This is a genomic window from Candidatus Lokiarchaeum ossiferum (genome assembly GCA_025839675.1).
In the GTDB taxonomy this organism is placed as follows: domain Archaea; phylum Asgardarchaeota; class Lokiarchaeia; order Sigyniarchaeales; family Promethearchaeaceae; genus Lokiarchaeum; species Lokiarchaeum ossiferum.
The window spans coordinates 5,532,048-5,552,889 of sequence record CP104013.1 but is presented as its reverse complement, the minus strand read 5'-3'; the positions used below and the strand labels follow the sequence as shown (position 1 = coordinate 5,552,889).

The window sequence follows — 20,842 nt, the reverse complement described above, 5'->3', positions numbered from 1 at the left end:
ATTAAAAACGTTTTATTTATCGATAAGGAGCAGCTACTAATTTTTTGAAGGGTCGTACTAGTTCATCTGCTATCCTTTTATAGAGTTGAGTCCGAAATTTTTTAAAACGGGATAAAAACATCATTTTTCGATTTATTTTTTTGAATACTTTATTATTCTGGGGAAAACTTTGATAATAACCATTGGTCTTATAATGCCTATGATCAGCTTGACATACAAAACGAAGTCTTCCATAAACATCGTCACGAAAAATTTTTTGACTTGCAACTCCATGAAAGGAATGAGGAGCAATAAATTTTTGTTTAACATTATAGATCAATTCTTCTGCAAAATTTAGAATTAAGGCATCAATATCCGTAGAATCTCCAAACTCATCGGTAATTATACCTGAAAGATTCATTTGTTGAAATTCTGCAAATCCTTGGATTATTTCTTTGAGATTTGGATTTTGGGAAAGAGGTCCTGAAATGAGCATGCCAAATTGTTTTCCCGTAAAGGAAGGGGTATGATTCCGGAAATAAGCTCGATCCAAAAATTTTTTCCATTGAGATGATAGATAACGATCCTTCATTTCTCCCGCAAACACGATAATATCTGCATCCATAAGGTGATTTCTCCAGAATTCATTAAATCCATCTTTTCCATCATAGGAACATCTATTATCATACCCGCATTTCATGCACCCAATGCAAGGAAATTTTAAATCGATATTTTCGTGAGAGTATATACTGATTGAGGTACCAAAGGATGATTGAAATTGTTCGATCATTTTTCCAATATTCGAAGTTGAATCTTGATTATCTACAATGAGAACAAGTTTTTTTCCATTCAATTGAATTTTTTTGGATGAATTAGTTGGAATATAGGAAAAATCTCTCGAAAGAAGAGGCATAAAGCTTTTTATTGTTGGTTTTGTATCTTGGATCGCAGAAAAAAACTTTTTACCAAAAGCTAACCATGTGGGTCGATTTTTCCGATTTAAAATGTCCCATGTGTCTGCAGAAAATTTCCCAACATATTTCATGTCTAAATCATCACAAATTGCTTGCATATAATTGTGACAAGTATGATCATAAAAATGAATGCTAGTACTAAGCGCTACAGTGTATTTTCCTTTGAATTTATCTTGAACATCTTTCCCTCCTTCAAAAATAAGTTCAATGAATCGCTTAAACTGACTGGGCAATAAAAGACAATAGAGTGGAAATCCCCAGATTATACCTTCAGCAGATTTCACATCCTTTAAAATTTCTTGGAATAAATCGGGCTGTTTTTCAATCGATTTTATTTTTTGGGCAATATGCCAGACTTTATAATCATGATCTGGAAATTTTTTCTTGAGATATAATAAATACTGCAATGTAACACTATTATCTCCTTTGGGACTTCCATTCAAATATAATATCTTCATGATTTGATTTTATACTAAACTAATTTAAATGTTTGAATATCGTTTTATGAGGTGCGAGTGAAAAAGAAATAAAAAAAATAGAACTGAAACTAACTCTCTTGTTCAGTTTTTGTCCCTTCTTCTTTGGTTGGTTCTTCTTTGGTTGGTTCTTCTTTGGTTGGTTCTTCTTTGGAAGGTTTTTCTCCAGCAGGTTCTTCTTTTGGAGCCATAGTTTCAGCCATATTTTCGACATCATCTTTCCCGGTGATCATCATTTCAATTAATTGATTCAATCGGGGTACCATTAATGATGGATTAGGCAAATCACCTTCTGCAAGCAAACAATTTTCAAATAATTGATTAATAATCGGCTTTAATTTACCATTTTCGGGATCTTTGGAATATAACTCCACTAATCCTTGCACAGTTGGATGGTCGGGATTGAACTCGAGAATTTTTTGAGGTACTTGAAAATCTTTTCCCATGTTCGATTGAGTCCAATAACGCATTGCTCGTTGCATGCTAGAAGTCATTCCACCTGCAGGATTTGCTAATCGGTAAGCATTGGAATATAAACGTTTAGACATTTTTGAATCTATAATCTTAGACCCTAAGGTTTCCTTCACAAATTCTAAGAATTTTTTAGATTCTTCAGGTAAATCAATATCTTCTTCTTTTGTTTCTTCTTCTTTGCTGTCTTCACCTTCTTTTTTATCCCCATCGGCAGATTTATCTTTTTCGGTCACATCTATAGGAGTAAATTTGAATAATTTATCCTCAGCATCGTCTCCTTCGCCAATTGTAGTAGTATAATCAGGAACGTTCATCATTAAAAAGTTGTCAATGACTTCATTGAGCAATAATACATCATATCCCTTTTGATTATAATACCCTAAATGAGGAGATAACCGCATTGTATCAATATTTTCCCCAACAAGATAGTAAATTTCTGTTTGATCTTCAGCCATATTTTTGATGTATGTATCTAAACCAATCATTTTATCGTGTGGAGTTTTTGAAGATTTGAATCTTAGGAGGGGAAGTAGTTTATCCTTGCGAATCTGATCGGAAACAACGCCTTCCTTGAAGAATGTACCATATTCATTCCAAATTTTGAGATATTTTTCTTCTTCATTTTCTGCTAAGGATTCAAGTTCTTTGATGAACTTCTTCACCAACATGGTTTCCATTTTCATCATTTTACGATTACTTTGGATAGTGTCCCGACTAACATTTAATGGAATATCTTCAGAATCTACCATTCCAACTGCAAAACGCATCCATTGGGGCATCAAATCTTGGCATTTTTCCATAATCATCACATTTTTTGAAAACAAACCAAATCCATGTTCGGCTTCTGGACGCATTAAATCTTGTGATTTAGTTTCTGGAATGTAGATTATAGAATGAAATTGGATCTGTCCTTCAACTTTATAATTGATAACATGACGATAATTGTCAAAACGTTTTGAAATGAAATGGTAGAAATTAGTATAATCTTCATCTGTGATTTCGTTTTTGTTTCTACCCCAAATTGGTCGCAATTCATTTACTGGCTTGGGAGTATCATCTTCTTTTTCATCTTCTTCCAAAGATTCAGAATCTTCCACATCGACAGTTTTAGTTTCATCGTCTGTATCCTGATCATCAATCACATCAGCATCCAAGACCTGTTTTGTCTTTTCTTTGGTCTCTTCTTCAGTTTCTTCTTTGATTTCGGTGACATAAATTGGGAAAGGAACAAAGTTGGAATATTTCTTTATAACAGATTCAATTTGATATTGGTTTTTGTAGTCATTTTCTTCTTCACGTAAATGAATAATTATTTCCGTTCCACGTTCTTCTTTATCTGCTTCAGTAATAGTAAATTCTCCAGATCCATCCGATACCCAACGATAAGATTGTTCATCTTTAAGATAGGATTTAGTAATGACTTCCACTTTTTCAGCTACCATAAAAACGGAGTAGAAACCAACTCCAAATTGCCCAATAATGTCTAAATCAACACCACCATTTTCTGATTTTTCTTGGGATTCTTTTATCTTTTCCATGAATTTTTCTGAACCGCTACCAGCGATGGTCCCCAAATTACTAACCAAATCATCCTTAGTCATACCAATTCCAGTATCTCTAATAGTCAAGAGATGCTCTTTCGCATCAACGATAATATCTATACGCTTTTCTAGATCCGGATTTTCGATCTCCGTTTTTTGGAGAGTTAAGAAATGTAATTTCTTCAATGCGTCGGCAGAATTACTCACTAATTCCCGAATAAAGATTTCTTTGTGTTTATACAAACTTTGGGAAAGAATATACAAGAGTTTCTTAATTTCTGCTTTAAATTCAAATTTATCTTCAGGACTCATATTTTTTTAACCTATTGTAAATTTTGTTGAGTAAAATAAGTTTTTACAAAATTTAAATTTTTGTAAACAAAAGGTTGTCATAACAATTAATTTTCATCAAAAAACCACACCATAATTTCATCGTTTGGATATAATGAGCAAAAAAAAATTTTCGAAAGATCAATTTCCCCAATAGCAAATTAAATGGATTGCAAAATATATAAGTGAAAACGCCCTTGAATCGAACTTAATGACAAAAGAATAAAGGAATGGTGCATTCATTTTTATGAAATATAATGGAAAAATTGTTTCAGCAAACGCAAGAAGAACCTCCAAAGATTATAATTGATGCATCACTTTCTTTCGAAGATGCGACTGCGTTGATCCTCACACATTTTAATCAAAATAAAATGATTAAAGTCCAAATTAATGATGATTGTCCCCGTAATTTAAAATTTTATTTGCAAAATGTTAGAAATAACATGAAAGTATTCATTTTAGACATCAAAGACACATATTTTATAATTTCAAAGAAGAAAATCAAGGGAAGTACGATTCATAATAAATACGGAAAGCAATACCCTACAACATTCAGACCAATTAAAGTTAAAAAAGTTGTAACTGTAGCCAAACCTGAAATTGTACCATCAACAGAGAAAATGACCCCAATAACTAATTCTTCCGCTTCTTCTGAAACTTTAGGATCTTCTGACTCAGAAATTGAACCTGAAAAGAAGAAAAAAGTATTTGGACCTAGAAGTAATCAGGATCGACGAGAAATTACTTCTGAACGTGGACCAATGAATCGAGAAAGGAAAGAAAAACCTTTCAAATTTGAAAAAAAAATTGATTATTCAGAAAAACGCACTTATAATCGACGCGATGGTCCTCGAAGAGATGCTCCACGACGAGAAGGAAGTTCCCAGCGACGCCCTTATAATAGAGATGGTCCGCGACGTGATGGTCCTCGAAGAGATGCCCCACGACGAGAAGGGAGTTCCGACCGACGCCCTTATAATAGAGATGGTCCGCGACGTGATGGTCCTCGAAGAGATGCCCCACGACGAGAAGGAAGTTCCGACCGACGCCCCTATAATAGAGATGGTCCGCGACGTGATGGTCCTCGAAGAGATGCCCCACGACGAGAAGGAAGTTCCGACCGACGCCCCTATAATAGAGATGGTCCGCGACGTGATGGTCCTCGAAGAGATGCCCCACGACGAGAAGGAAGTTCCGATCGACGCCCTTATAATAGAGATGGTCCGCGACGTGATGGTCCTCGAAGAGATGCCCCACGACGAGAAGGAAGTTCCGATCGACGCCCTTATAATAGAGATGGTCCGCGACGTGATGGTCCTCGAAGAGATGCCCCACGACGAGAAGGAAGTTCCGACCGACGCCCTTATAATAGAGATGGTCCGCGACGTGATGGTCCTCGAAGAGATGCCCCACGACGAGATGGGAGTTCCGACCGACGCCCTTATAATAGAGATGGTCCACGACGTGATGGTCCTCGAAGAGATGCCCCACGACGAGAAGGAAGTTCCGACCGACGCCCTTATAATAGAGATGGTCCGCGACGTGATGGTCCTCGAAGAGATGCCCCACGACGAGAAGGAAGTTCCGACCGACGCCCCTATAATAGAGATGGCCCCCGACGCGATGGCCCTCGAAGAGATGCCCCACGACGAGAAGGAAGTTCCCCGCGACGCCCTTACAATAGAGATGGCCCGCGACGTGATGCACCTCGAAGAAATGCTCCACGACGAGAAGGAAGTTTCCCGCGACGTGATGGCAGATCTGATCGGAGACCCCCCAATAAAAGTGCACCTAAAAGAGACGGTCCGCGCAGAGATAACTCAAGACAACCCCGAAATGAAAAATAATATTTTTTAAGATCCATTTTTTCACTTAATTAAAAGAGTTTTATTTTTTCAAATTCAGAATCAAACTAACCTTATTTAAGTCCGTATGGATAAGAAATATTAGTGACTAGGAGGTAATTTTAATGGTATTTTCACGAAAACTCACTAACGAAGAAACTCAAATCCTTATTAAACTACAAGAATTTGTTCGATCCGCTCATGCTGAAAGCAATAGCCATGATTATGCACATGTTTTGACTGTTTGTCGATATGCAATCCAAATTGGAAAATCGATCTCTGAATCTGTTGATCCATTCATTTTAAGTGCAGGAGCCTTATTGCATGACATTGGAAAAACAAATTCGGTTTTTTCGCACATCCACGGCTTATTTGGTGGTTCTTTAGCGGAAGAATTTTTGGATGGGCTAAAAATTGATGAAAATGTTAGAGATGCCATTTGTCGAGTGGTAATTCGCCACACACCCACTTCTATGATTTCTCCTGAAACCCCCGAAGAAAAAGCCGTTTTCGATGCAGATACATTAGATCGGATCGGATTAATGGGTTTACTAAGAGGTTTTATAGGTAAAGAAGGGGCTATGGACAAAATTATGAATAAGTACATTACTAAGCGAAAATTGGATTATGAAAAATTGAATTTTAAAGTCAGTCGTGATATAGGATTGGAAAAAGATCAAATGATGGATGCCTTTATTCAAATCATCCAAAATCGGCTGGATTTGCGTATGGAGTCAATTAAGGATATTTTCTCAAAAGAAGGATTAATAAACAATCACTGAAGTAGATAACATGATGAATAAATTTTTCTGGAAGGAATTTTCCTCAGTTAAGGAAAGTATCATTTCAGAAATTGTCTTTGGAAATCTATCCCTTCGCCATAAAAGTTACATAAAAGAATTAATTGGAACCGCAGAAGCATTACTTGGAAGGAATTCGATTGACTCCGTCATTTTATTCGGTTCAGTTGCTCATGATTTTGTTTCTCCAATGTCGGATATTGATATTTTAATAATTGCAAATAACTCCATTTCCTCAAAAAAAATCAAAAGTGTGGAACCAATTTTAACTACCATCGAAATCAAGCATAAATTTGCAGAATATCATTATGATCCTCTGTCACAAATAATACAGATAGTAAATCGCAATACAGGTATGTTTTGTTCCCATTTCATTTGTCGCCATCAAGCCTGGGAAGAAAAGAACTTTGCAAAGATATTCTCTACTTCTTCCGGATTAACCAAGATGCTGGCACCCAATAAAATAGTTCTGGATTCCATGCGCGCAGGAGCCAGAGTCATCTATGGCAATGCGAATATTGCAAATCATCAAACTCCTATTTCCCACAGACAATTAATTAAATCGATGCTAATGAATCTGATTTTATGGTCAGGAACCATTCTACTAATCCCATGGAATCGAAAATTTATGAAATATTTCTTAGAAGCCTATAAATGGTCCCTCAAGAGTTGTAGCTATACATTATTTCGATATGTTCGACCTTTACACACAATAATCTCAAATTATGAAAGAATAGGTGAAACAGGAGATTTTGTCATGAGATTTCGGAGCTTACGACAAAATTTACATATAGATCTCGGTTTTGCACTCAGTGTTCCCTATCATGTCATTAAAATGCATGGAATCGCTATGCGTTATCTAAATGATCTTGATTGATACAAACTAAAGAAAAAAATTTAAGGTATTTTCTCTTTTATTTATTATTGCGTATGATAGACGTTAATTCAGATAAAAATTTATCTCAAATCGATAAAAAACCCGATTTTATCAAAAACAAATTTCCAAAATTGGACACATGGGATGCTAAAAATAGCAAACTAATTTATCATAAATTTTCAGGTTCAAAAGTAAGAAAATGGGCAAAATTAATTTCATTTGCAGGAGATCCTCGATTGTGGGGTCCAACATTTGTCATTTTAAGTATTTGGGGCATCATTAATGAATGGAGTTTCTCTCTATTAACTATATTTCTCTCAGGCTTTTTCCAATCCTTTGCAATTTATTTCATTATAAAAAATTTCATTAAACGACCACGACCATTTGTTCAATATGACGATATTATACGGTTGGATAAAACGGGCCATGGGTTTAGCTTTCCTAGTGGTCACTGTCACCATTCAACCATTTTGGTGGGACTTATTGGAATAGTGTTTTTTCCATTTCCTTGGTTTATTCCCATATTAGTAGCTTATAACGTAGCCATTGGATACTCCCGTATGATTTTAGGATGCCATTTTCCAAGTGATACGATTTTTGGCACAATAGAGGCTTATCTTGAGCTAGGCTTTTTTTGGTTCCTAACTAAAGATTTGTATATCAATCTATATGAATGGCTGATGAATGTCTTTTTTTAGAATATAGAAATTAAATTAAAAATCTTTTTTATCGAATACAGCATCTAATAACTTGTAAGTATTGTTGCCAAATCTTGGAGAAATCCCACATGGAAAAACGACAGGAAATTTATATTTTGGATAAGGGCGGTCAAATGGTCTTTTATTTCAATGCAACTGAAAAAGCAGAAAATGAAGAGCAATCGAAATTACTCACTGCCAGTTATCTTACAGGAATTCTTCAATTTGCTAAGGCAGCAAGTGGAGATATCATTTCAACCTTTGAATTAGGGAAATTAAATATTATGTTGAAGATGGGTAACCTTCCTTTGTATTATGTTTTCATTGCAGGCAAAAAAACTAAACTTAAAGAAAAAAAAATTGATAAAATGCTTTCCCAAATAATTGAGGCATTTGAAAGTACTCATACTATCGAACAAATCAATGCTTGGGATGGTAATCTGTATGCATTTGATGATTTTGTCCCATTAATCAAAAAAATTCTCAAGGTAAAATAAGTAGAATTAAGATATTTTCGAAAATTTTTTTTGAACTGAAGTAAAGAATTTCTTTGACACATAGATTAATCCCTCATCAAGATTTTTTAGTTCTTCTTCGCATTCATTCTCAATTTCTTCAATATATCGGTTAAAAAGCAAGGTGTATTTATCGCTTGGAGCTTCATGAGAGATTAAAAACCAAATTAGAGACTTAGATTGTTTTCTTAATACCTCAGATTCTGAAAACGAAATATTACTGAGATCATCAGCAGGAACATCTTCAGAGATTATTTCCTGTAAGGTTGTTGTGATTCCATACAATAAACTTCGTAAATTATTTTTGCGATAACTGTCTTTTGAATGAGTTTTTTGGGAGATTTCTTTTGTCTTAAAATTATAATCAAGTAAATGCAATCCATTTCTATGAATTACTATAAGCAAATCGAGAGTTCCTGGAAGAAAATATAATAATTCCCTTTTTTTTATATAATAAGTCAGAGTTATCAGATAGAAGATCGAAATACAGAACATATCTAAGCCGATCAAGTATTCAGGAAATATTTGCTTCAATAATGCAAATAATACCCAAAAAGTACCTCCAAGACTCATCAAATATAGAATTGTTGTTGACTCTTTGTTAGAAGGGATGGTTTGATTTTGTTTCTTTTCAAATCTCCGAGCATGAATAATTATACGGCCAATCACGACCACACATATTAAAAAAATTAACCAGAATGCGGAATTTGCGAATTTTGACGTATAGTCTAATAGGTAAGCATCTCCATAAATCGAATTGACATGTTTCATTGGAAAACTTTCTTGGGAAATAAGTAATCCATCAATAAAACCGGATAATATTATGGTTAGGGCAGTTGTGAAGGTAATTTTATCCCCAACAGTGAAATCAACAAATAGATTAAGACATACAATTGCAATTGGGATAAGAAGGGTTGCTCCAATACCTATAATTTGAGTCGAAATAGTTGGAGAAGAATATGGGATCAGTAGTACTAGTGGGAATAACCAACCAATCGCTAAAAAAAATGACCCCAAGAATAAGTCATTTTTAAATTTCAACCTAAAATATTCACGAAAAGTAAAAATCCCCAAACACCAAAATATGATTCCCCCAAGAAAAAACATAATATCAACTATATTGATTATTTTGTCATTCAACCCCGTTTGTATATCTAAACTTCAGATATACAATAATAATGCGGAATTAACGTAAAAACATTGTTAAGTAATTTAAATAGTCTGCCAATAAATTACATCTTAAAAATCAAGAAAAAAACGTCTAGTTAAAGGATAATTCTACGATTTGTTCTTCAGATAGAAATGAATGAACTTTAGCAATAGCACCAATATTTGTTTCAATCATTTTAATTGAGTTTGTCTCTGATTGAAGATTACAAGAGTTTGGCAAATAAAAATAAAGATCACCTGAATGTACTCCTGGTAGATCCAAAAATATTTGAATATTCTGTTGATTTTCCTTAATATTCTTAATTTCTAAATAACCTTGAAGAATATGAATCGTTGAGGAAAGAAAGATGGGCCTTGTATTAACATGTAGAGGAATTGGGATTATTGAAAAATATCTACATCCACGAGGAGGAATGATTATTTCTTCAATAATTTCATCTATAGAATAAATACCCACAGATTTTTCATTCCAAAAATCGAATATTATAAATTTTTGTTCTGGTTCAAGTTTGGATACATCATCATAACGAATCATTTTTTTTAATGTGATAGTTCGTGAAACATTCTTTTTTGTCCAATTTATTAATGAAGTCAGATATCTTTCTCCAAATTTTGTTTCTACAGTTCGTGAATATATTGTAGGTATACTTTCTTTAAAAATATTCAAGGGAATTGGCATAGAATTGGTAGAATCTAAAGGAGAAGAAGAACCAGGAGGAAGAATTTTATTTAACAATTTAAGACGATCTTTCGAAACCAAGTTTTCATCATCAGAAATAAGAACTTGCCCTCCACTTAATCCAAAAACGGTTAATTGTAATAAAATCTCGTCAATTGTCAACTTTGAACGATTTTCACGAACCACAACACAATCCGGATCATTATAAAACCATGTATTGTGCATGTAAGAACGTTGAATTGTGGATCGCAAAGTTGCCTTAAGAGAAGGCATAGCTAATTTCCCAATTTTAGTAAAAAGAATTTCTTGAGGAGACCATTTTGCAGCAGTATCGGTCCCAATGCGCATAACATCAACCAAACCAACACATGGTCCCAAAGGAGCACCACAGCCAAGGAGTATTTTATTTTCACCTAATCCATCCCGAATTGCTTGTACCCCACGACGTAATATTTGAGCTCTTGAGTAATTTGGGTTCTTATAAATTGCTCCCAAAGCTTCAGAAGCATAAATAAAATCAATTTTTAAGAAATCAAATTCCCATTCATGACCAATAACTTGTGATAACGAATTTAAATGTTGAATCGCTTCATCTTGGCTTAAATCCATAGCATAATTTTTGTGTCCCCAGTTATAAGCAGTGTTAATTAATTTTGCATCTTGATTCTTTAAAATCCAATCAGGATGATTACTTAAAAGTTGCGATTTATCAGCAATAAAAAAGGGAGCAACCCACAATCCCGCCTTAAATCCCGCCTTATGTATTTTTTGGACTAACCACTTTAAACCATGGGGAAATTTTTCATTAAAGGTATTATTGTCAACTCCCCAATCGCTAATCCAAGTTTGATAACCATCATCCAATTGTATTAAACCGATGGGCAAATTTTTATTCTTCTTAAAATATTCGAGATTAGAGATAATGTCTAGTTCTTTCACTTTAGTATAATAATAATACCATGAACACCAACCAGATTTCACAACAGGTGAAGGACGAATTTTTTCATTAATTCCACCAAAATGGCAGATATGGGCAAGAACATCGTAAGATTCAGGATTATTCACCAAGACAAGCATCAATACTTCCGATTTTAATAAACCAGAATTTAATTGTAAAATTGGAATTGAATCAGTTTGCGAATACGCGCAAAGCCAAGACACTGATCCATCCTCTTCAATTGGATCCATTAAAATTCGGGAGAATTGGTCCTTCAAAGTTATAAATCCCATAACAAGAGCGGAATCTGATGACATATCAGTTATGACGCTGTGCCATTCGCTTTGATATCGCCCAGATAACTTTTGATCTTGATTTTCCATATTTATTCTCCCAATTTTCACAGGACAGGATGGCCATTTATCATCATACTTCAACAAACGATTAATTGACCAAGATTGCCAGCCATTTGAATAAAAGGATATGTTTCTTGGATTAAAAGTGTTAAAATCAGGAAATAATTTGAGATGACCCATATTTTTCGCATATAAAGGAGAAAAGCCATATATTCGCACATCACTAAGATCTTGGGGAATAAAATCAATTTTAATTTGAATCGAAAGAAAATGATACATCTTGGAAGTGTTCAATGGAAATTTAAAGGATGAATAAAAATTAAAATCCATGCTACAAGGAATCTGGATAAAATCTCCATCAATGTCACCTTTGAACATGCATTTAATAACAATATTTTTTCCTGAACCAATTTGATTTTCGAAAGGTACAATTATGGGACGGATTTCAGATTTTTCTTCTATATAGGGGAAAAGAGGAATGATCTTATTATTAGAATTGATTAGGATTGAAGATGTTACTTCTTTTAGATGCAAATCTCCAGAATAAAAAGAAAATTGAATAGACTCATTAGCTTTAAATAATTCAAATTTAGAATCCGCAATAGTAACCAATAATTTATTCGCATTGATCTTCGTTTTGAATTCTTCCATTAAGATGTTCTATCTTAAGGAAACTAAAAAAAGTTTAGTTTATCTATTGAGTGAAGTGTAGAATTTTGGTTTTCGATCAGTTAATAAATTATTATAAGGATTGAGTGATTTATCATGAGACAGAGATAAGTCAACTTCCACAATATCTACAAATTCGGTGTTTTTTGGTGCAGAAGATAATATATTACCATTAAGATCAGTTATTTGACTCCCTCCAGTAAAATCAAATTTATCTTCTCCTCTTTTTTCAACACCAATACGATTGGATGTAATGGCAAAAATATGATTTTCAATGCATCGAGTGGTCATTGCCTTTTGACAGTAAGGTAACACGAGATTGGCAGGATGAGCAATAATTTCTGCATCATTCAGGGCTAAGGATCTTGCAGATTCAGGGAAAATCCAATCAAAACATATCATAACCCCGATTTTCATGCCCATGACATCGAAAACTTTAAAACCTTCATTTCCCGGCTTAAACCAGAGTTTTTCTTTATTGAAAAGATGCACCTTCCGATAAATACCTCTAACACCAGAACCATCCACAATCATTGCAGAATTATAGTAATTTTCTTCAGAATTCTCGATAAAACCTCCAACGATCACGGCTCCAGTCTGAAGACTTAAGTGCTTCATAAATATTGCAGTTTCGCCTTGATCCGATTCAGCAAGCATCTCAACTTCATTGCGAGATGTAAATGTATAACCTGTAGCAAATAATTCAGGTAGTACAATCAAATCAGCAGAGATATTCTTAAGAAGATCTTGTAATTGGGAGAAATTTGTTTTTTTATCTCCAAATTGGGGAGAATTTTGCACATATCCAATTTTTTTCTTCATGTATTCACAACCCAAATATTAAACAATCTGTTTTTTCAGCAATGAAAAAAAATCGGTAAGATCTATATTCCCACCACTTATAATTAGCCCTACTTTTAAATTTTTAACAGAAATTTTCTTCGAAAGTAATGCAGCCAAAGGAGTAGCACTGGAAGGTTCAATTATGATTTTCATTCGTTCCCAAATAAGTTGCATTGCGTGAATGATTTCTGATTCCGAAACGGTTATAATTTTTTCAACATTAGTCCTAATAATTGAAAATGTTCGATTACAGAGATTAGTGCGTAATCCATCCGCTATAGTATTGGGATTTTGATTAGATTCAATTTTTCCAGATAGAAGAGATCGATACGCATCATCAGCTCCTTCTGGTTCAGCAGCAATAACTCGAATGTGTGAATTAATACCTTTTGCTGCAATGGAAGAACCACTTAATAACCCCCCTCCACCCACTGGAGCAATGATCATATCAAGATTAGGAACTTCCTGTAATAATTCAAATGCTGCAGTACCTGCCCCCGCAATAATATGATCATTATCATATGGATGAATCAGAGTTTGTCCTTCTTTGGTCATAATGTTATCACATGTTTCATGACGAGATTTAACAGTGTTTTCACAAAGCACAACTTTAGCCCCATAAGTATCACGTGTAGCATTTATTTTAACTTGTGGCGATCCTTTAGGCATAACTATTGTAGCATTAATTCCGAGAATTTTTGCAGTTAGTGCTACAGCTTGAGCATGATTTCCGCTTGAATGAGTAATTACACCTCGAGATTTTTGTTCATCACTTAATTGGCTAATTGCATTATAAGCACCTCGAAATTTAAACGCCCCAATACGTTGAAAATTTTCACATTTTAGATAAATTTGAGCATCCAATAAAGAATTTAAAGTGCGTGAAGTCATTACGGGAGTATGATTGATTTCCTTAGATATTCGATCATAAGCCTCTTGAATTTTAGAATAAGATATCATCTACAAGAAAAGGAACACAGAAAAAAATAAAAAATTTGCTTGTATTTTCAATACAATGTGTCAACATTATTTTTATAGAATAGATTTCTTTAAAATAGAAAGAGATTACTTGCCACAACTTTTTTAAGATAAACTCGCAGAATAAATTTAAAGTTAAATCAATTTTATGGTGTAAAAAAAATGGAAAAAAGCTGCTTAAATTGTAAATATTTCCACAATTGTGCTGTGGATGGAGAAGATCCGCATGGATATTGCTCTACAAATCCCGAATGTGTCGGATTTTGTGCATTATGGGATGGTGAACGTGTCACTACTGAAGCTTGTGAAGGATGGGAAGTTAAAATCAAGTGAAATTTTTTCCAATTTTTATCTATCTAAACCATAGCAATGTATTTTTGGAATAATGATCCTCTGTTAAAAGAACCTTTTTTAATATTTGAAAGCAGATACTAACATTTTATACATGGATAATTTGGAATTTGTAAAAAATCACCATCTTTTTTAGACAGAAAATGTGTCACCTACTTATATTTATTGTAAAAAGTATATTTTCACTTAAAAATAATCAAAATCTATCATCGAGGAGCAAGAGAACTTAGAATTTGATTGATTTTTTTAAGAAATATAATTTTATGATAGAGAACTTTGATGATTATGATGCAATTTTATAGCACGAATAAAACTGTCCCCCAACAAAATTTCGAAGAAATTCTATTCATGGGACAAGCACCAGATTTTGGTTTATACATGCCAGAATCTATCCCAAAAATATCTAAAGAGATATTAAACAAATTTAACACAATGTCATATGCCGAAATAGCCACTGAAATCTGTAATTTATATTTACATAAAGAGATTGCAAAGGAAGACTTACTTAAAATTTCCAAAGATGCATATGACTTTGAAGTTCCACTCGTTAAACTTGAATTAAATCATTATATCATGAGATTGGATCAAGGACCCACATCTGCCTTCAAAGATTTTGCCGCTCGAATGATGAGTAGATTAATGCAACACTTTCTAAAAAAAAAAAGCCAAAAACTTACCATTTTAGTTGCAACATCGGGAGATACGGGAGGTGCGATCGCAGATGCTTACTTAGGTTTAGATAATATTGAAGTAATAATACTTTATCCTGCAACAGAAGTAAGTGCACGACAAAGGAAACAAATGACTACTTTAGGAAAGAATATTACAGCAATCGCTTTAAATGGCAAGTTTGATGATTGTCAGAAGTTAGTGAAGCAAGCTTTTGGAGATGCAGACTTAACACACTTGAACCTTTCATCTGCCAATAGTATCAATTTCGGAAGAATTTTACCCCAAATTGTTTATTATTTCTATGCTGCTTGCAAAATTTCACCTCAAGAACCGTGCATTATTTCGGTGCCTTCTGGAAACTTTGGAAATTTGATGGGAGGATTAATCGCAAAAAAAATGGGGCTTCCTGTTGAGAAATTTGTAGTGGCGGTTAATGAAAATGACGAATATCCACAATTTTTAAAAAATAGTAAATATCAGAAAGTCGAACCTTCAAAAGCATGCCTTTCTAGTGCGATGAATGTTGGTCATCCAAGTAACCTTGTGAGATTAGTAGATTTATATGGAGGACATCTCGATTATCAAGGAGAACTCCACGCTTTGCCGAATATGGATGATATTAAAAACGATATGTGGAGCATTAGCGTTTCAGATGATCAAACAATACAAACAATCAAAAAAACCTATGATTCCTTAAATTATATTCTCGAGCCCCATGGAGCGGTTGCATGGTATGGTTTAAATGAATATTTGAAAGAATTTCCATCAAAATTCCCTTGTATAAGCATTGAAACAGCAGATCCGGCAAAATTTCCAGAAGAAATCGAAAAGATATTAGGAATAGAAATAGGAATGACAGAAAATATGAAAAAACAGTCAAATAACCAAGAATATATTCAGAAAATGGACAATGACTACAATAGCTTCAAAAAAATGCTACTAACAAGATAATTTTTTTAAAACGAAGTCAAAATATTTAGAGGAATATAGAATGAAAATAGTATGCTTAGATATGGAAGGCGTGTTGACGCCCGAGATCTGGATTAATGTAGCAAAATCCACCGGAATCGATGAATTAAATTTAACTACACGAGATATTTCAGATTATGATGTATTGATGAAACGTCGATTGGAAATTCTTAAAGAAAACAATATAACATTAAAGGATATTCAAGAAGTTATCAATCAAATGGATCCTTTACCTGGGGCTAAAGAATTTTTAGATTGGTTACGAACCCAAACCCAAGTGCTTATCCTTTCGGATACTTTTCTAGAATTAGGAGGAATGTTTATGAAAAAATTAAATTATCCCACCCTCCTATGCCATAATTTAATTATCGATGAAATGGGAATGATTTCTGATTATAAAATTCGAATATCGGATCAAAAACGGAAAACCACTCAGGCCTTGATGAAGATGAACTATGAAGTTATTGCAGCAGGAGATTCTTATAATGACACAGCAATGCTAAAAGAAGCGACAAATGGAATTCTTTTTCGACCTCCTCAAAATGTAATTGATGAGTTTCCGGAATTTCCGGTAGTTACAAAATATGAAGACTTCAAACAAACTATCTCTGACCTACTTTAAATTTGAAAATTGTTATTGTTAATATATTTTTATCAATATTGCTTGAATAGATATTCAATACATTTTTTTATGAATTTTTCTTTCTTTCCCTATGTCTCAAAAAAGAAAGGTAGGTATCATTATTTGTAATCGTTATAGCACTTGTGCAGGTGGAAAATGCTTCAAATCACTCAAATCACGCGAAGGTGCCTTTGAAAGATACAAAGATGAAGAAGTTGAATTAGTGGGATTCACCTCTTGTGGAGGTTGTCCAGGTGGTAACATTGAATATGCACCAGAAGAAATGAAGAAAAATGGGGCAGAAATAATTCATTTAGCAACAGGACTTATTGTAGGCTACCCTCCATGCCCTCGCATTAGTCAGTTTAAAAGTACAATTGAAGTAAAGTTTGGAATGGAAGTAGTAATAGGAACACACCCCATTCCTGAAAAATATTTCCTTAATCATGAAAAATTGAAGACATGGAAGGGAGAAAAATGGCAACAATTTATAGCTCCGACCCTATGCACTAAAGAAATGCGAGAAACATACAATTAAAGATGGATAAGTTTTAATAATTAATTTTTTTATTCTTTGTGTATTGATTAAGGCATTCCATGGAAATAGATGCAAAGCAGAAGAAAGTGATTGAAGAATTGTTCATAAATTCTCGCGTGAGCTCAATCACTTTAAGTAGGATACTCCAAATTTCCCGCCAGTCTGCAGCATCCTTAAGACAATCTTTGTGGGTAGGACGAAAGATTTATTCACCTACAATATTAGTAAACCCCAATAATTTTAGAAGCCATAATTTTTTCATCTTTATTTCAATTAGCAGCTTCAAAGAATCAAAATTGAGAGAGATTTTATTAGAAATTCCAGAACTAACAATGTTAAACGTATTATTAGGAGAAAAAACAATTCTAACCCAATTTTGTGTAAGAAATCAAAAAAGGTTTATTGAAATTTTGCATATTTTTGATGGTCTCATTGATGATGGAATGCTTAGTTCGTACGAAATAACGGATTCCTTAGGTATTTTCAAAGTTGGTGGTTTTATTTTAGACGACGATTCTCAAATTAATCACCTTACAGAAAGAAGATGGAAATTGTTACAACTTCTTAGAAAAAATTATAATCTCCGAAAATGGCCATTAACAGAGATTTCGGAACAGATCTTCAAAATTGAAGAAGTTAAATTTTTAGAAAAGATAAATCTTTTACGAGAAATTTATCGATTTGAAGAAGAAGGGATTATTCAAAATTTTACTATTATATTAAATAATCCCATAGCGAATTTTAATACTAAATATTTAGTGCGTATGAAACCAAAGCAAAATACGCAGTATTCTTCCTTAATTAATCAATTAAAAATGAACCCTAATTTCATAGAAATTTATAGAACAGGAAATAATCTTGGATTACTAGGAATATATTGTTGTAAAGACAAACTTTCTGTTCCAGAAATTGTCCATTCTCTTTATGAAGAATATGAAATACAAGAAACGACGATAGATTTAATTGTTGAAGAATTAATTCGCTCAATAACTCCCCCCACTTTAGAAATTTCAAAACGTTTAAGTTTTTTTAAAAAATGAAATTGTTTATTACCCCGTGATATAGATGGAAAATAATTTGAATCAATTATTATTAGTTGAAGAATTATTTAAGAATTCATTACTGAGTGTGAATCATCTTGCTAAAATTCTCCCTATGGCAAGGCAGACAATCACAAAACTAAAGCAAGATTTGTGGAACAAGCGTATAATTCATTCTGCAACTTATATTCTTAACCCCAATAAAGTAGAACTATGTCATTATTTTATTGAACTAACAGGAAATCCGACGAATTCAGAAATTCTAAAATTATTTCTACCAATACCTGAAATAATATCTTTGGATTTGATCTTAGGAGATTATTCGTTGCTAATTCAAGTAAGGGTTTATTCGGAAAAAAGATTCAGAGATATATTAGCTTTAATTGATCATGCTGTTACCAAACGGATTTTTACAGCGTACCGGATATTTCGACCTTTAGAATTTTATAAGCTAGGAGGATTTATCTTAAACCGCTCCACAGATATATTCCCAATTGACCATAATCAATGGAATGATTTACAATTACTTAGAAAAAATTGTAGCCTACGACATTGGGTAGACCGAAAGGATGACAACCCTGTATTCACAAAAGAAGAAAAAGAAAAAATCGAGTCCAGCCGTATGAAAAAAAATCGTGAATCCTTCTTTAATAAAGGGATAATCCGTGCATTTTCGATAACTTTAGCAAAACCCTCCCCTGATTTTGCTTATAAATATTTTCTTCGATTAAAACCAAAAAAATACCGTGATCTTAGCGAAATTGCAAAATCTTTATGTCATAACCCACATGTAGTTGATTTATTTCGAATTGACGCAGAATCGTGTATTTTTGCGACATTCCGGGTAAAAGGGTTGTATCAACTTAAAGAATTTATATTCTCATTATATCAAATCTACCATATAGATAAGACATACACAACGTTAGTTATGCAAGAAATTATTCCCACAATCCACCCCCCATCAATAAAGGTAGCCAAATTACTCTCATCTTCATAAAATTTTCCATTTTTTAAGAAAATAGAGATATTCTTAAATCTGATTCATATATCGATCCAACATTTTATACAACAATAGACAAAATCTTGTAAATAATCACCATCTTTTTTAGACAGAAAGATTAACACCTAATTACATTTATTAAAATGAATACATTTTTTCCGAAAAAGTTCCTGATTCTAAAATGATCCATGGAAATTATGATGGATTTGGGACATTTTTTGAGAATAAATTAATATTGGTGATAAAATGACAAATTTGCAAGAAAAATTGAAAATATCAAGTGAATCTTACGATCAAGTAAATAAATTTTTACTTGATGGAAATAACCCGCTAATTAAGAAATTCTTAGATGTTGTTAAAAAGTATGGAACACCAGAGGAAATTAATGCAAAAGCCTCCGAAGCCCGGAAAATCGAGAATCTTATGGGAAAATTGAAGGAATTTAATTCGCCTTATATTAAAGACTTAGAATGGCTGATTGAGCAAAGAGATTCTGGAGCTTTCATAAAAATTCAAGATTATTATAAGAAAGTATTGGGTGATAAATATGAATCAACCAAATTTGCGGATGATTTTGCCGTCACGCTTGAATTAAGTGCTCTACAATATTTCCCATTTCTTATTGAACAAGCAAAAAAAGCAATCAAGCATGGAGAATTAATGCCTGGACGAATAATTCGAGTACGAAAAATGAAGGAGCAAGAAGAAGACCATGATATTTTAGCGGTAGCTGCAGCAATGAACATAATTGGAGCATCCTATGTTGAAACCCTAGATACTAAAGGAACAGATGGATCTAACGTACATTTAGGAGGTCCAGAAACTATCACAGGATATTTCGGAGGAGTTGGTCAACCTAATGATTACGCTTTAAAATGGATAGATGAATTTCTCTATTATTATACAACCTATGGAGTTCGGCAAGTTTTGAATGTGAATCCTGGAACAGTCATACTTGCATATTTCTTGTATAAAATTGGTGTTGATATTGAGTTTAAAATCTCAGTTTTTATGGGTAATGATAACCCTTATAGTGTCTTATGGACTTTGATGACAGCTAAATTGTTTTCACGTCCCGATGGAACCACCTCATTGATAGGATTTAATTTTTCAAATTCAGTAAATAACGAAACAATTGAATTAAGTGCAATACCTCGTAAAGATTTTGGTTTAGAGGATGTGGTTCGATTTGAACACCATATTACCGAGACTTATAAAAGCATCGTTCGCCAACCTTATGATCGTACCAAAGAATTGGTTGAAATATCTTCTAAAGTCAAAAATATTAGTGCTAAACATGAAGGGGCGCTTCCCGAACTTGATACTACACGAGATCATCCATCAGATATTCTTGACTATTTCATAGATAAAAAAGATATTATTGATCAAGGGATGTGGGATGCTGTGAAGCTCAATTACTTAGATAAACACGATTCAGTAAATCATACAGCCCAAGAACTTATTAAAAATGGAATTCCTGTTATCGCAGCCAGGAATTTACATAAATAGA

General features: G+C 33.4%; 18 protein-coding genes. 12 read left to right on the top strand and 6 right to left on the bottom strand.

What is annotated here, in order from left to right:
• Window positions 1–16 precede the first annotated feature (16 nt).
• On the bottom strand, window positions 17–1,411 hold the full coding sequence (locus NEF87_RS23665; protein ID WP_457917773.1) for an NAD(P)H-dependent oxidoreductase: 1,395 nt from the start codon (window positions 1,409–1,411) through the stop codon (window positions 17–19).
• Between the two features lie 89 nt (window positions 1,412–1,500).
• Window positions 1,501–3,756, bottom strand: coding sequence for a molecular chaperone HtpG (gene htpG, locus NEF87_RS23660; RefSeq protein ID WP_457917772.1), 2,256 nt, complete (start codon window positions 3,754–3,756; stop codon window positions 1,501–1,503).
• A gap of 275 nt (window positions 3,757–4,031) precedes the next feature.
• On the opposite strand from htpG, the gene NEF87_RS23655 reads away from it, so the two are divergent.
• From NEF87_RS23655 to NEF87_RS23635, 5 genes are all read left to right on the top strand, one after another.
• The gene (locus tag NEF87_RS23655; protein ID WP_457917771.1) at window positions 4,032–5,621 is read left to right on the top strand and encodes a hypothetical protein; all 1,590 of its coding nucleotides are present in this window, start codon (window positions 4,032–4,034) and stop codon (window positions 5,619–5,621) included.
• 122 nt (window positions 5,622–5,743) lie between these two features.
• Entirely contained in the window at window positions 5,744–6,400 is a 657-nt protein-coding gene (locus NEF87_RS23650; RefSeq protein WP_457917770.1) for an HD domain-containing protein, read from the top strand.
• Window positions 6,401–6,410: 10 nt separating this feature from the next.
• Complete coding sequence (locus NEF87_RS23645) at window positions 6,411–7,295, top strand: nucleotidyltransferase domain-containing protein (protein WP_457917769.1); 885 nt, start codon at window positions 6,411–6,413, stop codon at window positions 7,293–7,295.
• 53 nt (window positions 7,296–7,348) lie between these two features.
• Complete coding sequence (locus NEF87_RS23640) at window positions 7,349–7,993, top strand: phosphatase PAP2 family protein (protein WP_457917768.1); 645 nt, start codon at window positions 7,349–7,351, stop codon at window positions 7,991–7,993.
• Between the two features lie 89 nt (window positions 7,994–8,082).
• Window positions 8,083–8,490 (top strand): hypothetical protein, encoded by a 408-nt coding sequence (locus NEF87_RS23635; protein WP_371803984.1) that lies wholly within the window; start codon window positions 8,083–8,085, stop codon window positions 8,488–8,490.
• 6 nt (window positions 8,491–8,496) lie between these two features.
• Here NEF87_RS23635 and NEF87_RS23630 read toward each other — a convergent pair whose 3' ends face one another.
• From NEF87_RS23630 to NEF87_RS23615, 4 genes are all read right to left on the bottom strand, one after another.
• Window positions 8,497–9,525 carry a hypothetical protein gene (locus tag NEF87_RS23630; protein WP_457917767.1) on the bottom strand — a complete coding sequence of 343 codons (1,029 nt, stop codon included), beginning with the start codon at window positions 9,523–9,525 and terminating at the stop codon, window positions 8,497–8,499.
• Window positions 9,526–9,769: 244 nt separating this feature from the next.
• On the bottom strand, window positions 9,770–12,301 hold the full coding sequence (locus NEF87_RS23625) for a glycoside hydrolase family 36 protein (protein WP_457917766.1): 2,532 nt from the start codon (window positions 12,299–12,301) through the stop codon (window positions 9,770–9,772).
• Between the two features lie 39 nt (window positions 12,302–12,340).
• On the bottom strand, window positions 12,341–13,141 hold the full coding sequence (locus NEF87_RS23620; protein WP_457917765.1) for a nitrilase-related carbon-nitrogen hydrolase: 801 nt from the start codon (window positions 13,139–13,141) through the stop codon (window positions 12,341–12,343).
• Between the two features lie 18 nt (window positions 13,142–13,159).
• The gene (locus NEF87_RS23615; RefSeq protein WP_457917764.1) at window positions 13,160–14,122 is read right to left on the bottom strand and encodes a threonine ammonia-lyase; all 963 of its coding nucleotides are present in this window, start codon (window positions 14,120–14,122) and stop codon (window positions 13,160–13,162) included.
• Between the two features lie 180 nt (window positions 14,123–14,302).
• On the opposite strand from NEF87_RS23615, the gene NEF87_RS23610 reads away from it, so the two are divergent.
• From NEF87_RS23610 to NEF87_RS23580, 7 genes are all read left to right on the top strand, one after another.
• Window positions 14,303–14,473 carry a hypothetical protein gene (locus tag NEF87_RS23610; protein ID WP_371803979.1) on the top strand — a complete coding sequence of 57 codons (171 nt, stop codon included), beginning with the start codon at window positions 14,303–14,305 and terminating at the stop codon, window positions 14,471–14,473.
• Window positions 14,474–14,770: 297 nt separating this feature from the next.
• A complete protein-coding gene (thrC, locus tag NEF87_RS23605; protein WP_457917763.1) occupies window positions 14,771–16,114 on the top strand; it encodes a threonine synthase in 1,344 nt (447 codons plus the stop codon).
• 40 nt (window positions 16,115–16,154) lie between these two features.
• Window positions 16,155–16,754 (top strand): bifunctional phosphoserine phosphatase/homoserine phosphotransferase ThrH, encoded by a 600-nt coding sequence (thrH, locus tag NEF87_RS23600; protein ID WP_457917762.1) that lies wholly within the window; start codon window positions 16,155–16,157, stop codon window positions 16,752–16,754.
• 91 nt (window positions 16,755–16,845) lie between these two features.
• The gene (locus tag NEF87_RS23595) at window positions 16,846–17,292 is read left to right on the top strand and encodes a CGGC domain-containing protein (RefSeq protein WP_371803976.1); all 447 of its coding nucleotides are present in this window, start codon (window positions 16,846–16,848) and stop codon (window positions 17,290–17,292) included.
• A gap of 59 nt (window positions 17,293–17,351) precedes the next feature.
• Window positions 17,352–18,332, top strand: coding sequence for a hypothetical protein (locus NEF87_RS23590; RefSeq protein ID WP_457917761.1), 981 nt, complete (start codon window positions 17,352–17,354; stop codon window positions 18,330–18,332).
• Between the two features lie 25 nt (window positions 18,333–18,357).
• Window positions 18,358–19,329 carry an Lrp/AsnC ligand binding domain-containing protein gene (locus NEF87_RS23585; protein ID WP_457917760.1) on the top strand — a complete coding sequence of 324 codons (972 nt, stop codon included), beginning with the start codon at window positions 18,358–18,360 and terminating at the stop codon, window positions 19,327–19,329.
• Window positions 19,330–19,578: 249 nt separating this feature from the next.
• Window positions 19,579–20,841, top strand: a complete 1,263-nt coding sequence (locus NEF87_RS23580; RefSeq protein WP_457917759.1) for a hypothetical protein — start codon at window positions 19,579–19,581, stop codon at window positions 20,839–20,841.
• Window position 20,842: the final 1 nt, after the last annotated feature.